Here is a 16,006-nt window from a genome sequence, read left to right as displayed (position 1 = left end):
GAATCCTTGGTCTGCAACTCGCATCATTCGATGCGGTAGTGAAAGGTGTTCCGTACATCCGGTACGGGCACGGCCCGACCATCGACGATGCGCGGCTGGTAACGGAAGCTCTCGGCGGCCGTAAGCGATGGACGAATGAACAGCGGGTGGCAGTCGCCGACCACCTTGGGCGAGCGCGCGCGACCCTGGGCATCCACCGTGTAGCTCACCGTGCACGAGCCCTGCAGGCCGGAGTCCAGCGCCCGTTGCGGGTACACCGGGGGCTTCTTGGCAATCGGCAGATACTGACGACTAGCCGCTTCGGCCGCCGCAGCCTGACGCGCGCGTTCAGCAGCCTCGGCACGTTGCGTCGCTTGCGCCTGGCGCCGGGCTTCTTCCACCCGTGCCTGCTGGGCCAACCGCTCCTGCTCGCGTGCTTGCTCCTGGCGCTGCTCTTCACGACGCCGTTCGAGGCGTTCGCGCTGCAACTTTTTCTGTTCGGCCTCACGCTCCTGCTCGGCACGCTTGAACGCCAGTTCAGCCTGTTCCAGCCGCAACTGCTCAGCCGCGGTATCGACCTGCGGTTCGACTGGCGGCGGTTCCACCACCGGCTCGACAGGCGGTTCTGCCAGCATCTCAGGCACTGCAGGCGGTGGCAGGCTGATTAGCTCGGTGTGCATTACCTGCGTAGCGCGAGGCATCTCCAGCGCCGGTGTCCAGCCTGTGAGCAACAACGTGAACAATCCGGCGTGCAGCCCGACCGTCAGCAGCGCCGCCCCGGCTGACCCAACCCATTGCCGCTGATGATGAGGTTCGTAGCCCTGCGCTGCAGACGGGCTGAACGTGCTCATCATTGCCCCTGCCCCACATCGGCAGGCGCCTCGGTGATCAGCCCCAGGTTGAGCACGCCACCGCGCTGCAGTTCGGCGATGCCGGCAACCACGCGTCCGTAATCGGCTGCCTCATCAGCGCGGATGTAGACCTGGGTGTCCCCCCGCTCAGCGATGATTGCACCGATCTTGGCCTGTAGCTCTGCCAAGTCCACGGCAGTATCGGTCTGGTTCTCGACATCCAGCTCGCTACCCAGATTCCAATAGAAGCCACCGTCAGCCTTCACCGAAAGGGTGAGGATCTGCCGCTCGTTTTCAACCGGCAGCGCCTCGGCAGCCACCTTGGGCAGCTCGATCTTGACGCCCTGCACCAGCATCGGTGCGGTGACCATGAAGATCACCAGCAGCACCAGCATGACGTCGATATAGGGCACCACGTTCATTTCCGCTTTGGGCCCGTGTTTGTGCTGTGGCCTGACTAGCATGACAAACCTCCTCAGGCGGCTGCGGCAACGCTGGGCGAGCCGGCGTGCAGCCGACGGTGCAGTCGCGCCTGCAGCTCGTTGCCGAAAGCGTAGTAACGTCCGGTCAGCGTCTGCCCGCGCGCGGCGAAGCGGTTGTAGGCCATCACCGCCGGTATTGCCGCGAACAGACCGATGGCTGTAGCGATCAGCGCTTCAGCGATACCTGGGGCAACCGTGGAAAGCGTCGCCTGCTGCACCTGCGACAGCCCGAGGAAGGAATTCATGATCCCCCAAACGGTGCCGAACAGGCCGATGTAAGGGCTGACCGAGCCTACCGTAGCGAGAAACTGCAGGCCCTTCTCCAGACGCTCTTCCTGCTCGGCGATGGCCACGTACAGGCTGCGCTCGACACCTTGCGCCACCGCATCCGCCGCGATGCCTGGCTGGCGCTGCAACTGGGCGAATTCCGCATAGCCGGCAAGGAAAATGCGTTGCAACGCGGCCTCTTCCGGCAACGGTTTTTCCTGGCCTTCGCGGTAAAGCTGGGCAAGATCGCCACCCTGACGGAAGCGCTGCTGGAAACCACGCTGCAAGCGCTCGGCGCTGCGCAACGCAACACTGCGGCGAATGATCAGATACCAGCTGGACACCGAAGCCAGCACCAGAATGACCATCACCGCCTGAACCACCAGGCTGGCTTCACTGATCAGGCCCCAGACGGACATGTGCTCAAGAGTCGTTTGCATAAATCGTTTCCTCCTGCCCCGAGTGGGCAGCTGCTATTGGATGACAGGTCAGTTACAGGGCGATGACATTCAGTCCAGGCCGAGCGCATCGGCAACCGCCGACCAGGGCAGGTACTTGTAGTTTTGCGCCCCCTCGGGCATGCGCTTGCGGCCGTCCTGCACCACCAGCATGCCGCGGCCCCAAATCCCGCCGAGGTTGGCTGAAGTGACTTCCAAACCGTCGGTCTCGGACGCACCGTCGATACCGCGCTCGGCATTCAGGCCGATGCGGAAAGCACCGCGTACGGCATAGGGCGCCTGGGCATCGAGCACCACATAGCTGTCGTTGCCCTGGCTGGAAATGACCAGGTAATCGCCTCTCGTGCCCTGGTAAAGGGCCAGGCCTTCGATGTCGTCATGCACTGGCCCGCCTACGTCGATCACTTTTTCCAACGCGGTCGGTGCCTCGGCTCGGGCGTCCAACACCCATACCGCGACATCCTCTTCGCCGACGAAGAGCCGCTCATTACGGTCGTCCGCGACACATCCTTCCGGCTGGGTCTCCACCTTGAAGCGCCGTACCAGCTCGCCACGCGGCTGCCCGGTCGTACCGTCGAGGCGGTACTGCACGAAGGTGCCATCCTTGTCGTTGGCGATGGCATGGATGCCGCCCTGGCGATCCTTGAACATGCACAGGCCGTAGATATCGGTCAGCGGCGTAGCGATCTGGCCGATGTCGGCCAACATGCCGCTAACGCGATCAATGGCGAACAGATGCAGGCTGTTGCGATCCCGATTGCTCGCCACTGCCAGATCGACCTGTTTTGCGCCCAAGCGGAAATCACTGCGCACATCGACGTTGTTCAACCGACCGACCCGCAGGTCTTGGACCTCACGCCCATTCAGGTCGTACACCAGCAGACCGCCCTTTTTGTCGGTGCCAAGCACGCGGCTCTGTGCCGGATTGCGCGGGTGGACCCAGATGGCCGGATCGTCCGCCGCATCGCCCAGGCTAGGCACGGCGTCGGTCTCGGCTGCTGCCGGCAAGCTGATGATCGGCGCAGTTTGCGCTAGCGCTTGCGGCTGCCAGGCCAGGCGAGCGCGATGCAGGCCGCGCTCGTCCGCCAACAACAGCTCGATGCCGTCCTGAGTGCGCCGAGCGCTGATCTGCTCTGGCTCATCGAAATCCTCAAGAGCAACGACACCGTCGGCTTTCCAGCCGTCCTGAGTCTGGCGGTACAGGTGCAACGCCGGCGCTTCAGGGTCGAGTGCCAGCAGCCCGCCTGGCACCAACGCCATTCCGGCCGCCGCTTCAGCCAGATGGCCAAAGGGCTGGCGCAGATCCACAGGCTCACGCTGCAACGGCGCCTCGGCATCAGCCGGATACCGCCACAAGCCGACGTTTTCCTCGTTGACGTAGAGCTGTGCCGTCGCGTCGTCGGTCTGGCAGAAAGCGCTTTCCGGCGGCAAGCTTAGACCGCGCACCCGGCGCGCCTCGCCAAGCAGGCGGCCTTGGCTAGCCACCAGCCATTGCTCGCCGACACCCTCCTCACCAACCAGGAAAACGAAATCATTGCGGGCACTGTCGCGATACAGGCACAGCCCTTCGATGGCGAAGGCCGTACGCGGCAGATAGAGCGGCTGACTCCAGGCGCGCTTGGCATCCAGGCCGATCAACATCGCCTGCTGACGCTTGCGCTCGACGGTGGCCAGCAGCAGCCCTTGCTGGTCCGCGCGATGGTCGAGCCCTTCGAAGCGCCCGGCATATTCAGCAAGGGTGCGGCCGCTGGCGTCCACCAGGTGTAGCCCCTTGGCATCAAGCTGGATGCGCTCGGCGCTGGACCAGGGGGTGTTACTCATCAGCTGGGCGTACTCGAGGCCATCCTGCACGGGCTCGATAGAGCTCAACTGCACCGCGTTGGAGGGTTCATCTTGCTTTACGGACTGGCAAGCCGCCAGGGCGATACACAGGCCGAGCAGCGCGGTTTTGGATAATGCGTACATGGTGTTTCCATTCAGGCTGCCGCGTGCCGATGCCCGGCCGAAAGGGGGACGGCGGGCACCGGGGCGGCATAAGGTCAGAAGTGGGTCAGGGTCAGGCCGAGCTTGTAGGTCGGGCCGTATTCTTCGTACTGAGCGTTGAAGGCGTGGCGCCCGGTGTAGACGTAGTAGGACTCGTCCGTCAGGTTCAGCGCCTCGAAGGTCAGCTGCAGGCTCGGCGTGAGGAAGTAACCGGCCTTGAAGTCGACGAACAGCTGGTCGTCGACGTACAGGTCGTGGGCCTTGTCGTCGATGCCGGCCACTTCGTACAGGTAATCGGACTTGTAGTTGGCAGCCAGGCGCACGTTGAGGCGATCGTTCTCCCAGCCGAGCATCAGGTTGGCGACCGTGTCGGAGTGATTCGGCAGGTCGATGCTGCGCTTCATGCCCTGCCCTTCGATGTCCGCATCGGACTGGCTGAAGGTGGCATTGGCGCCCAGCAATACACCGTTCCACGGTGCGGGCAGCCAGTCGAGCTTCTGCGAGTAGGCCAGCTCCAGGCCGTAGAGCTTGGCGCTGCTGCCATTCTGGAAGCTCAGGGCTTCATCGAATGCGCCCCACTCGCCGGTGCCGGCGAGGTCGGTGTTGTAGATGAAGTTGTCGATGTCCTTGTAGAACAGGTAGGCCGACACCACGCCGGCGCGCCCCATGTAATGCTCGATGCCCAGGTCGTAGTTCACCGACTCCAGCGGCTTGAGATCAGGGTTGCCAAACGAGGCATCGTCGCCGTCGATAACGAAGCCAGGCGCAAGCTGGCCAAAGGTCGGCCGGACTACGCTGTTGGTCCAGGCAGCACGAATCATGGTGTCGGGCGCCAGCTGATAACGTGCGTGCAGGCCTGGCAGCCAGTGGTGATAGCTGTTGCTACTGGAAATCGACTCGAACTGGTCATCGCGCATGCCGGTGCCTTTGGCACGAAAGCGGGTGCCTTCGTAGCGCAGGCCGGCAATGAAGCGCCAGCGGTCGATGTCCACGGTGTTCATCAGGTAGCCAGCGTTGATGTCTTCATGCATGTCGAAGTCGTTGATGCGTGACTCCTCCTCGTCGTAGAACTGACTGGAATCCAGACCGGCGATGGCACCCTTGATAGCCGAAGCACTGATCCCCGGGCCAAAGCGGCCTAGGGCGTAATCGACCTTGCCACTCTGGAAATCAGCCAAGGTCAGGCCGTCGAAATCGTCGTAAATCCAGACTTCGCTGTCGTTGTCTTTGTGGCGTCGGCTGACCTTGCCGCCGAACTTGGCTTGTGCGGCGTACCCCTGGATGTCGTACTCGCGCGCCAGATCCAGGCGGATGTTCTTTTCGCGGTCGCGGGTGTCGCTCTTCTCCCACTCCACCTCGTCCAGTTCGAACGCGTTCGGATCGTAGAATGCCGAGCCCGCTGTCAGGCGCGGCTTGCGGCTGCTGGAATAGCCGACGTCCGCAAAGTCTCCTTCGAATGTCGCACCAGCAATACCGCCTGGGTTGCGTTCGCGCGCCTGGCTGTAACCGGCCTGACCGCTGAGCGTCCACAAACCCATCATGCGTTCGCCGCCGAACACGTAGGACTGGATGGTCTGGGTGTCCTCGCGGGATTTCAGCTCGCGCCAGCCCTCGGCATCGCCGGTCTCACCGGGCGCCTGGGGATCTGCAAACTCGACGCCCGCGGCATTCCGGGTTTCGGTGTCTTTGAAACGGCTATACAGCGTGCGCAGGTAGTAGCTACTGACGTCATCCGGCTTGTAGTCGAAGTTCAAGCCAAAGCCGGTGCGTTCACGAGTGATTTCGTAATCACGCTGCTCGACTTCCTCCAACCGGGCCGCGTCGTCGAAATCCCACTTGCCGCCGGTTTCAACGTTCTCCGAACCGAAATCGCGCTCTTGCCAACTAACCGCCGCGGCAACGCCGAAGTTGTCGATGCCATCGCCCAGGCTGAAGCGATTGCTGATCGCACCAGAGAATTTCGGGCTGGTCTTGTCGACGTTATCGTCGTAACTGCCCTCGCCGCTGATGCTGTAGAACAGCCCATCGTGATCGAAGGCGGACAAGCTCTCCACTTCGATTGTGCCGCCGAGGGAGTTGGCATCCATGTCCGGAGTCAGCGTCTTGACCACCGACAGCGACTGCACCAGTTCCGAGGGCAGCACGTCTAGCGCTACCGCGCGACGACCGCTTTCCGGTGAGGGCACCAGGGTGCCGTTGATGGTGACGCTGTTCAGATCCGGCGCGATGCCGCGCACGCTTACGAAGCGCCCTTCACCCTGGTCGCGCTCGACGGACAGGCCAGGAATGCGCTGCAGCGCCTCGGCGGCGTTGTCGTCCGGCAGTTGGCCGATGCCATCGGCATGTACGACGCTCTTCACGCTGTCGGAACGGCGCTGATCCTTCAGTGCTTTATCGATACTGACGGCCTGACCGACAACCTCAACGTGCTCCATGACAAGTGGCTCTTCGGCCCAGGCCGAACCGGCACTGACGGCCAGGGCCAGCAGGCTGATGCGGAATCCAGCACCGCGGATGCCACTGCGGTATGTGCTCATGAACAATCCCCCGAACGGTATTTACCGGGTCCATCCCGGAACTGCAGCGGACGGTAAGTAGGGGATATGGCGGTTCTGTGACAGGAAGTTTGGGGAGGGGTTGGAAGAATGGGTTTTGGGGGATTCTGGGGGTGGGGTTGAGCTGATATGACCTGTTTTCAGGGTGGACTGCACGCCAGAGCCGTTTTTCGAAGAGGTCGACAGTTTCTGTTTCGCCCTGCTGGGCGAGTCACTTTTTCCAGACGCGCCTGCCCGGCCAGGAAAAAAGTAACCAAAGATTGGACAGTTTGCTGGTGGGCTCGGGATGTGGTTTGTCCTATGAGTGATCCTCTAACCTGGGGAAGCTCAAGCCAGTTCATTGTTCTGCTCGCACGGCCTACCCAGCGACTCCCCATTGCCCCTTCAGGAGGGTGAACGGAGGCGTCGTGTAGAGGGGCGAGCGGCATGGATGCCGCGAGAGAACTAGGCGTTCCCCCGTAAAGGGCCATGGATGGCCCTTGTACGGCGACCCTCGGAGCGGCGGCGGAGAGAACGAACTCCGGCGCAGCCGTGGCCGGATGCAGGGGCGAGCGTTTGTGCCTACTTTTTCCGCGACTGGAAAAAGTAGGTCGCCCTAATTCGTCCGACGCCCCAAAAGACCAAAAACCCCCTGAGCCAATTCAACCCCCACCCCATTCATCCAACTGTCACATCCATCTGTTTCCGTGCCCTCACGCACTGGCGCGAACCCGCCACGGAGACCTCATGAAATCCCTCCTCAAACTCCATACCCTCACCCTCCTCGGCCTCGCCCTGGCCGCCAACGCTGGCCTGCAGATTCTGCTCGCCGCAGGCGAGTTAAAGACCTGGGCCGAGATCGACTGGATGGACGTGGTCGGCGAAGGCGGCTGCGCCGTACTCACACTCGCCTGGCTGATGATGCTGTTGCACAGTCGCCCGGCCGGTCGGGTTACGAGGCTGTTGGCACTTGGCTTGGCATGCATCTGCTTTTCGTGGTGGATGGACGTCCTCGACGAGTTCATTCAGCTGCCCGCCACCGCCACCTGGGACAACTGGCTGGAGACAGCCCCGATGCCTGTCGGGCTGATACTGCTGACCTTCGGTATCTACCACCTCAATCAGGAGCAGCGCGCCATCAACGTGCAGATGAACAAGCGCGAGCGCCTGTTTCGCGAACATCGCCTGTTCGACAACCTGACTCCGCTCGGCACCGCGGAATACCTGCGCCGCCAGCTCGATATGGCCCTGCGCCAGGCCAGCGACGAACAACGCCCGCTGTCGCTTATGGCGGTCGACCTCGATGAGTTCAGCCGGGTCAACCAGCGCTATGGCCAGGACGAAGGCGATTTGGTGCTACAGGCAGTGGCACAGTTGCTGGTGCTCAACCTGCGCCATCAGGACCTGCTCTGCCGCCTAGCCGGTGATCGCTTCGTCGTGCTGCTGCCCGATACCGCCGAGCAGCAGGCGCGGCAGCTCGCCGAGGAGTTGCAGACAGCCGTCGCCAGCCTCGCGCACAAGACGCGCCAGCACGGCGAGCGCCTGCATCTGCGCGCCAGCACCGCGGTGGTGATGGCCTTCGACGACGATGCCGAGCAACTACTGAAACGCCTCAACCTCGGCTTGGCCAAGGCCAAGCAATCCCTGCCCCGCTGCGCCTGAGGCGATCATGGAAAGCCCGTCACATTGGTACGAATGGGACACTCGCTTCATCGCCGCACACCACCAGCCGGCAGTATTGCTGGACCTGGCGCTCTCGCGCGGCATTGACAGCCATGCACTGCTGCGCGGCAGTGGGCTGTTCTACGAGGACATCGCCAGCGGCCGCGCCCGCGTCAGCCCGGAGCAGTTGCTGACGCTCATCGGCAACACCGAACGCTTGTTGGGCGCTGCAGACAGCAGCTTTCTGTTTGGCCAGCGCCTGCTGCCCGGGCACTACGGCGATGTCAGCCTGGCACTGGCCAATGCCGGCAACCTCGAACAGGCGCTGGAGCGTCTTAGCCAGTTCCGCGCCCTGCTCTGCCCCCTGCTGGCACCCCGCATGCTGCTGGACGAGCACCAGCTGCACATCTATTGGCTGGACGGCAGCGCCGGTCGGCACCAACGGTTTCTAATCGAGGCGCATGTGACCGCTATCGTCGCACTGTGCAAGCGCGGCAGCGGCCTGCGCCTGCCGTGGCGCTTCCAGTTCGCCTACCCGCAGCCGCGCCACGTCGAGCAGTACTGGGTGCATCTGGGCGATGCATTGCAGTTCGACCGTCACCTGACCCTACTCAGCCTGCCCCGCGAGTACCTGCATCAGCCCTGGCCGGATGCCTCGGCCACGGTAGGCCAGGTCGCGCAGCAGGCCAGCCAGCAGCAGATCGAAGCGCTGGAAGGCCCCTGCGCCTTTCTCGATGCGTTTTATCAGTACCTGCATGACAACATCCGCGAGCCGCTGAACCTGGAGCGCGTCGCCCTGGCGTTCGCCATGAGTCCGGCGACGCTCAAGCGCAAGCTGGCCAAGCACGGCACGCACTTCCAGGAACAGCTCGATCTGGTGCGCACGCACGTCGCGCTCTACCTCTATCAGGCTCGAGGCCTCGGCAATGAGGCCGTGGCGCGGCACCTCGGCTTCAACGACACCACCAACTTCCGCCGCGCCTTCAAACGCTGGACCGGCGTGGTGCCCAGTGGGCTGCAGCCGCTGTTCGACGCCCCCTGACGGCGTGCTAAGGTGCCGTCCGCATTACCTTCGAGGCGAGCGGGCATGGATATCAAGCAGCTGAAGTTTCTCGTGGCGCTGGATGAAACACGTCATTTTGGTCAGGCGGCGGCGCGCTGCCATGTCACCCAGCCGACGCTGTCGATGCGCCTGCGCAGCCTGGAAGACGAACTCGGCCTGCAACTGGTGATCCGCAGCCAGCGCTTCGAAGGCTTCACCGCCGAAGGCGAACGCATCCTGGCCTGGGCGCGCAGCCTGCTCGCCGCACAGGACGGCCTGCTGGCCGAAGCCGCCTCCTGCCGTGGCCAGCTGGTCGGCACCTTGCGCCTGGGCGTGGTGCCGCTGGCCGGTTTCGACCCGATGCAATTGGTGCAGGCCTTCGGCGAGCGCCATCCGAACCTGCGCTTCGAGTTGTTCGCGTTGAGCAGCGATCAGATTCTCGAACGGCTCAATCGCAATCTGCTGGACCTGGGCCTGTCCTACCTGGAACGGCTGGATGACGCGCACTTCACCAGCCTCCCGCTCGGCGAAACCCGCATGGGGCTGTTGCATGACGAGCGCCATTTTCGCTTCGACGCGCCATCGCTGCGCTGGGAAGCCCTCGCCGATCTTCCGCTCGGTCTTTTGACCGGCGGCATGCACTTTCGCCAGTCCATCGACCATGCGATGCGTAGCCGTGGCCTGAGTCTGGCACCGCGGCTGCAGACCGATGCCGTGCACCATCTGCTGCAGGCCGTAGGGGCCGGATTGTGTTGCGCAATCATGCCGCTGGATAGCGGCCTCGAAGCACTGGACAGCCGACTGACCCTGACGCCCATCGACAACGCCAGTACCCTCGCGCCGCTGGGGCTGATCCTGCGTCGCGGCTCACTGCGATCCGCGCTGGGCGAAGCCTGTTTCAACGAAGCGCGCGAGCTGTTGCAGCGGCAAAGACCTGCCATCTCCTGACGGGCGATCGACACGCTCGATCACCCTATCGAACATAGCGATTGGACGATCCCTCCCTGCGCTCCTAGGCTCCCTGCGTCGACCTGTCGCAGGCCATCGCCATGCAATACGCCACCCTCAACGCCCCAAGCGCCAATGCTCCGGATCTCGGCGCGGCCCCCTTGGCTGACGAATGCGCCCTGGCCATCAGCTACAACGGCCTCAATCAGGCCGTGATGATGGTGACGCCGCTGGATCTGGAAGACTTCGTTATCGGCTTCAGTCTGAGCGCCGGCTTGATCGAGCGCATCGATGATCTACGCGACCTGCGTTTGCGGGGCGATGGCAGCGCGCAGCATGCCGAAGTGCAGGTGAGCCCGCGGGCGTTCTGGCACATCAAGCAGCAACGGCGGCAGTTGGCCGGCCACAGCGGTTGTGGCCTGTGCGGTGTGCAGGCGCTGGAGCAGGCATTGCCGCAGCTCGCACCACTTTCGCCAATCGATCTGCCGCCCGAAGGGCATTTCCACGATCTGCGCCAGCGCATCGCCAGCGCCCAGCTGCTGGCCCGCGATAGCGGCGCACTGCACGCGGCACTGTATATCGACGGCAACGGAGAGATCGCCCTGTGCCGCGAGGACATCGGCCGGCACAACGCCCTGGACAAGCTGATCGGTGCGCTGATGCTGCAGCGCCGTACGCCAAGCGAAGGCTTCGTCGTGGTCACCAGCCGCTGCAGCCTGGAGCTGATCCACAAGGCCGTGCGCGCCGGTATCGGCACCCTGGTCAGTCTGTCCGCGCCGACCCACCTGACCGTCGAGTGGGCGCGTCGGCATCACCTCAATCTCATTCACCTGCCCCACCACAGCGCGCCGCGGGTCTACAGCCCGGCGCCCGCGCTGCCCGAACAGAACGGATGCCACCCATGAGCCGCACGTCCCGCTTCCATCCCGCCACCCGTTTCCAGCCCTACGCCGGCCCGGCAGGCGGCTGGGGCGCGCTGCGCAGCGTGGCCAGCGCCTGGCTCGGCAGTGGCAACGCGCTGAAGAACATCCGCGCCATGCTGCGCACCAACCAGAACGGCGGCTTCGATTGCCCCGGCTGTGCCTGGGGTGACTCGCCGGAAGCCGGTGCGGTGAAGTTCTGCGAGAACGGCGCCAAGGCGGTGAACTGGGAAGCCACGCGCCGCCGCGTGGACGCCGCGTTCTTCGCCCGCCACAGCGTCAGCCAGTTACGCGAGCAGAGCGATTACTGGCTCGAATACCAGGGCCGCCTGAGCGAACCGGTCCGTTACGAGGTCGCCAGCGACCGCTACCTGCCGATCAGCTGGGACGATGCCTTTGCGCTGATCGCCCATCACCTGAACGGCCTGGACAGTCCGCACCAGGCAGCCTTCTACACGTCCGGTCGGGCCAGCAACGAAGCGGCCTATCTCTACCAGCTGTTCGGTCGCAGCTTCGGCACCAACAATTTTCCCGACTGCTCGAACATGTGCCACGAGGCCAGCGGTGTCGCCCTGACCGAATCCATCGGCGTCGGCAAGGGCACGGTGACGCTGGAGGATTTCGATCACGCCGATGCGATCTTCGTCCTCGGCCAGAACCCCGGCACCAACCATCCGCGCATGCTCGAACCATTGCGTCAGGCTGTGGAACGCGGCGCTCAGGTGGTCTGCTTCAATCCATTGCGCGAGCGCGGGCTGGAACGCTTCCAGCACCCGCAGAAGCCCATCGAGATGCTCGCCAACCAGGACGCGCCGACTCACAGTGCCTACTTGCGGCCCAATCTCGGTGGCGATCTCGCGGTGCTGCGCGGCATCGCCAAGTACCTGCTGCAATGGGAGCAGGAAGCCCAGGCCAGCGGTGCGCCGGCGGTGTTCGATCACGCGTTTCTGGCTGAGCACAGCCACGGGCTGGACGCCTATCTGGCCGAGGTCGAAGCCACGCCCTGGGCGCTGATCGAGCAGCAGTCGGGGCTCGACCGCGAAACCATTCGCCACGCAGCCGCAATCTACCGCAACGCCGAAAAGGCCATCGTCTGCTGGGCGATGGGCATCACCCAGCACCGTCACTCGGTGGCGACCATCCAGGAAATCGCCAACCTGCTGCTGTTGCGCGGCAACCTCGGCAAGCCCGGCGCTGGCGCCTGCCCGGTGCGCGGCCACAGCAACGTACAGGGCGACCGCACCATGGGCATCAACGAGCGGCCGCCGCTCGCGCTGCTCAATGCACTGCAGCGCCAGTTCGACCTGCCGATGCCGCGCCAGCCCGGCTACAACACCGTGGAATGCATCCAGGCCATGCTCGCCGGGCAGGTCAAGGTGTTCATCGGTCTGGGCGGCAACTTCGCCCAGGCCACGCCGGACACCCCGCGCACCCAGCAGGCGCTGCGCAACTGTGCGCTGACCGTACAGATCAGCACCAAGCTCAACCGCAGCCACCTGACCATGGGCCGCGACGCGCTGATCCTGCCGTGCCTCGGCCGCACCGACATCGACCGCCAGGCCTGCGGCCCGCAGGCGGTCACCGTGGAAGACTCGTTCAGCATGATCCACGCCTCCCGGGGCCAGCTCGAGCCCGCGTCCGCCGAGATGCGCTCGGAGCCGGCCATCGTCGCTGGCATCGCCGCCGCCACGCTTGGCAAACACCCGGTGGACTGGCTCTGGCTGGTGGAGGACTACGCCCGTATCCGTGAGCTGATCGCGGCCACCATTCCCGGTTTCACCGGCTTCGACCACCGCCTGCATCGCCCTGGAGGCTTCTACCTGGGCAATGCCGCTGCCCGGCGCGAATGGAACACCGCCAGCGGTCGCGCCGAGTTCAAGGCGCTACCGTTGCCCGCCGATCTGCTGCCCGAGCAAGCCCGCCATGACGGCGTGGAGGCCGACCTGATCCTGCAAACGCTGCGCTCCCACGATCAGTACAACACCACGCTCTATGGCCTGGATGATCGCTATCGTGGGGTGAAGGGCATGCGCGATGTGGTGTTCGTCAATCCCGCCGACATCCAGCGCCTGGGCCTGCAAGCCGGCCAGCAGGTCGATCTGATATCGCTGTGGGACGACGGCATCGAACGCCGCGTGCGCGGTTTTACCCTGCTCGCCTACGACACCCCGCTCGGCCAGGCCGCCGCCTACTACCCGGAAACCAATCCGCTTGTACCGCTGGAAAGCTTCGGCGACCGCAGCCACACGCCAACTTCGAAATTCATCGCGATTCGCGTGCTGCCGAACACCCAGAAAACAGAGCAGCAGCTGATCGCCAGCGGGCAATAACGCTTATTCGAAGCGGCTTGAGTCGTCGCGATCGTGCTGATAGCGCCGGTGAAGCGGAAACGGCGGCAGCCAGGCTTCGCGGCGCACGGTCCAGCATTCGTAGGTCGGCGTCAGTTGGTCGGGTGCATCCAGGGCGCCGAGATGCACCTCGATTTCATCAGCGAGGCGGGAAAAAACCGAAGAGCCACAGCGCGGGCAGAAATGCCGTCCGGCATATTCGGCCGTCTCTCCTTCGACGGTCACCGCATCCTGCGGAAACACCGCAGCTGCGTAGAACAAAGCACCATGATGCTTGCGGCAGTCCAGGCAGTGGCAGATCCCGACCCGATAGGGCTGCCCCGCCGTCACGATTCGCAGGTTGCCGCACAGGCAGCCTCCAGTTAATGAATTCACATTCGGCGTCCTCTAATTCAACGAAGGAAGCAGCGAGCCCAGGCTATCGATCACTGAACCGCAGGCTCGACCGCCCGAGAAGCGTAGTCGCCTCTCGGCTACCGCACTAAAGGAGCGCGTAGCCCCAGGCCTCAGCTTCGCTTGCGCCCCTGGCCGGCGAAGCGCTGGATGTCATGGGTCGGGCCCGAAACGATCAGCAGATCACCCGGCAGCACCTGGGTGCTGGGCGTCGCATGCTGAAAATCCTCATTGGCGCGCTTGAGGCCGACAACGGTCACGCCGAACTTCTCGCGCACCCCGGCCGCGGCGAGCGTCGCGTTATGAACGCGTTCCGGCGCATGGATCTTGGCGATGGCGAAGCCGTCGTCGAACTCGATGAAATCCACCATCCGCCCGGAGATCAGATGGGCGACCCGCTCGCCCATGTCCGCTTCGGGATAGACCACATGATGCGCGCCGATCCGCGTGGCGATCTGTCCGTGTTCAGCAGTCAGCGCCTTGACCCAGATGTCTTTAATGCCCAATTCGGTCAACGCCATGATGGTCATCAGGCTCGCCGCCATGTCGGTGCCGATGCCGACGATGGCGTGAGGAAAATCAGCTACCCCGAGCTGGCGCAGCGCCATGACATTGGTGGAATCGGCCTGCACCGCATGGGTCAGCAGATCGGCCCAGGCATGCACCGGCTCCGCCGCCTGATCGATGCCCATCACGTCATGGCCCAGACGCGTCAATGAGCGCGCCACCGAGCTGCCAAACCGCCCCAGCCCGATGACCACTACACTGTCGCCTTTTGAGAACGAAAATTGCTCTGAAAACAACAATTTAGCCAACAATTGGGTGTTCCTCCGGATAGCGGTATGGCATGCGGTGCTCGCCCAGTGCGAGTGAAGCGGCCAGCGTGATGGTGCCGACCCGGCCGACATACATGAGCAGCGTCAGCATGAGCTGACTGGTTTCCGGCAGGTCAGCGGTAATGCCGGTGGACAGGCCGACGGTGCCGAAAGCGGAGATGACTTCGAAGATGACCTGATCGGTGGGGATATCGGTATCGCGCAGAATGACCAGCGTACCCAGCACCACCAGAGCGCTGCCCAATACCAGCACAGTGATGGCCTGGCGCTGCACGGAACTGCCGACCCGCCGACCGAAAGCCTCGACGTCGGGCCGGCCGCGAATCTCGGCGATCACCATCAGCGCCAGGATGGCCACGGTCCCGACCTTGACCCCGCCCGCGGTCCCGGCACTGCCACCGCCGATGAACATCAGGAAATAGTGCAGCGCCCAGCTCTCGTGGGTCAGCGCGCCGATGTCGATGGCATTGAAGCCGGCTGTACGCGCCGAGACGGAAACGAATGCCGCCGAAAGCATCTTGTCCGCCCAGGCCATCGGGCCGAGCGTGCCCGGGTTGGACCACTCGAACAGCAACACGGCCAGGAAGCCGCCCCCGAGCAGTACCGCGGTCCCCGACAGAGTGAGCTTGGTGTGCAGCGACCAATGCCGCGGATCGGCCCACTTGCTGCGCAGATCGTAGAGCACCGGGAAGCCGATCCCGCCGATCACGATGGCGCTCATGACCGGTGTCAGAATCAGCGCATCGGTGGCATAGCGGACCAGACCGTCGCCGTGAATGGAGAACCCGGCATTGTTGAATGCCGAGACCGCGTGGAACAGCCCGCTCCAGGCTGCATCGCGCCAGGCGAGGCCGTGTGTCAGATGCAAGCGCAGGGTGAGCAGCAGCATCACCGCCAGCTCCATCACCAGCGTCACCACCAGCACCAGTTTCGCCACGCTGGTGATGTCACCCAGACCCAGCACGTGGGATTCGGCCTGGGCGATCAACTTGGTTCGCAGGTGAAATGAGCGGTTGACCAGCAACCCGAGCAGCGTGGCCAGGGTCATCATGCCGAAACCACCGAGCTGGAACAGCAGCATGATCACCACCTGGCCGAAGGTCGACCAATAGGTGCCGGTGTCGACTACCACCAGCCCAGTGACGCTGACCGCTGAAACGGCGGTGAAGAAAGCGGTGATCCACGGCGCCGATTCGCCCTGAGCTTGGGCAGCGGGTAATGACAGCAACGCTGTGCCGCAAAGAATGGCGATGAGAAAAACGAGCGCAACGACCCTGCCGGGGTGCAGCAGTGATTTCATTCG

13 protein-coding genes are annotated in these 16,006 nt (G+C 63.9%); 5 read left to right on the top strand and 8 right to left on the bottom strand.

Annotated elements, in window-relative coordinates; translation table 11 throughout:
* Nucleotides 1–23 precede the first annotated feature (23 nt).
* The 5 genes from AAEZ08_RS00625 to AAEZ08_RS00605 form a co-directional block, all read right to left on the bottom strand.
* Nucleotides 24–830, bottom strand: coding sequence for an energy transducer TonB (locus AAEZ08_RS00625; protein ID WP_500123531.1), 807 nt, complete (start codon nt 828–830; stop codon nt 24–26).
* Nucleotides 830–1,294 carry a protein TolR gene (tolR, locus tag AAEZ08_RS00620; protein ID WP_003282022.1) on the bottom strand — a complete coding sequence of 155 codons (465 nt, stop codon included), beginning with the start codon at nt 1,292–1,294 and terminating at the stop codon, nt 830–832. The genes AAEZ08_RS00625 and tolR overlap by 1 nt, the downstream gene beginning before the upstream one ends.
* Nucleotides 1,295–1,305: 11 nt before the next feature.
* A complete protein-coding gene (tolQ, locus tag AAEZ08_RS00615; protein ID WP_058064430.1) occupies nt 1,306–2,019 on the bottom strand; it encodes a protein TolQ in 714 nt (237 codons plus the stop codon).
* A gap of 69 nt (nt 2,020–2,088) precedes the next feature.
* A complete protein-coding gene (locus AAEZ08_RS00610) occupies nt 2,089–4,002 on the bottom strand; it encodes a phytase (protein WP_500123530.1) in 1,914 nt (637 codons plus the stop codon).
* 74 nt (nt 4,003–4,076) lie between these two features.
* Nucleotides 4,077–6,557 (bottom strand): TonB-dependent receptor, encoded by a 2,481-nt coding sequence (locus tag AAEZ08_RS00605; protein ID WP_500123529.1) that lies wholly within the window; start codon nt 6,555–6,557, stop codon nt 4,077–4,079.
* Nucleotides 6,558–7,301: 744 nt separating this feature from the next.
* Between AAEZ08_RS00605 and AAEZ08_RS00600 the strand changes: the two genes are divergently transcribed.
* From AAEZ08_RS00600 to AAEZ08_RS00580, 5 genes are all read left to right on the top strand, one after another.
* Nucleotides 7,302–8,216 carry a GGDEF domain-containing protein gene (locus AAEZ08_RS00600; protein WP_003282017.1) on the top strand — a complete coding sequence of 305 codons (915 nt, stop codon included), beginning with the start codon at nt 7,302–7,304 and terminating at the stop codon, nt 8,214–8,216.
* Between the two features lie 7 nt (nt 8,217–8,223).
* Nucleotides 8,224–9,258, top strand: coding sequence for an AraC family transcriptional regulator (locus tag AAEZ08_RS00595; protein ID WP_427701851.1), 1,035 nt, complete (start codon nt 8,224–8,226; stop codon nt 9,256–9,258).
* A gap of 45 nt (nt 9,259–9,303) precedes the next feature.
* A complete protein-coding gene (locus tag AAEZ08_RS00590; protein ID WP_500123528.1) occupies nt 9,304–10,206 on the top strand; it encodes a LysR family transcriptional regulator in 903 nt (300 codons plus the stop codon).
* Between the two features lie 101 nt (nt 10,207–10,307).
* Nucleotides 10,308–11,111 (top strand): formate dehydrogenase accessory sulfurtransferase FdhD, encoded by an 804-nt coding sequence (gene fdhD / locus AAEZ08_RS00585; RefSeq protein WP_500123527.1) that lies wholly within the window; start codon nt 10,308–10,310, stop codon nt 11,109–11,111.
* Complete coding sequence (locus AAEZ08_RS00580) at nt 11,108–13,456, top strand: FdhF/YdeP family oxidoreductase (RefSeq protein ID WP_500123526.1); 2,349 nt, start codon at nt 11,108–11,110, stop codon at nt 13,454–13,456. Before fdhD ends, AAEZ08_RS00580 begins: the two co-directional genes overlap by 4 nt.
* 3 nt (nt 13,457–13,459) lie before the next feature.
* On the opposite strand, the gene AAEZ08_RS00575 is transcribed toward AAEZ08_RS00580, so the two are convergent.
* From AAEZ08_RS00575 to AAEZ08_RS00565, 3 genes are all read right to left on the bottom strand, one after another.
* Nucleotides 13,460–13,849: a GFA family protein gene (locus tag AAEZ08_RS00575; RefSeq protein WP_500123525.1), complete on the bottom strand. Its 390-nt coding sequence runs from the start codon at nt 13,847–13,849 to the stop codon at nt 13,460–13,462.
* Between the two features lie 131 nt (nt 13,850–13,980).
* Nucleotides 13,981–14,685 (bottom strand): potassium channel family protein, encoded by a 705-nt coding sequence (locus tag AAEZ08_RS00570; RefSeq protein WP_058065999.1) that lies wholly within the window; start codon nt 14,683–14,685, stop codon nt 13,981–13,983.
* Nucleotides 14,675–16,003, bottom strand: coding sequence for a TrkH family potassium uptake protein (locus AAEZ08_RS00565; RefSeq protein ID WP_500123524.1), 1,329 nt, complete (start codon nt 16,001–16,003; stop codon nt 14,675–14,677). Before AAEZ08_RS00565 ends, AAEZ08_RS00570 begins: the two co-directional genes overlap by 11 nt.
* Nucleotides 16,004–16,006: the final 3 nt, after the last annotated feature.

It is taken from the genome of Pseudomonas sp. E45-MNA-CIBAN-0222 (genome assembly GCF_040310405.1).
Taxonomy (GTDB): Bacteria; Pseudomonadota; Gammaproteobacteria; order Pseudomonadales; family Pseudomonadaceae; genus Stutzerimonas; species Stutzerimonas stutzeri_AC.
This window is presented reverse-complemented; position numbering and strand designations above follow the sequence as displayed.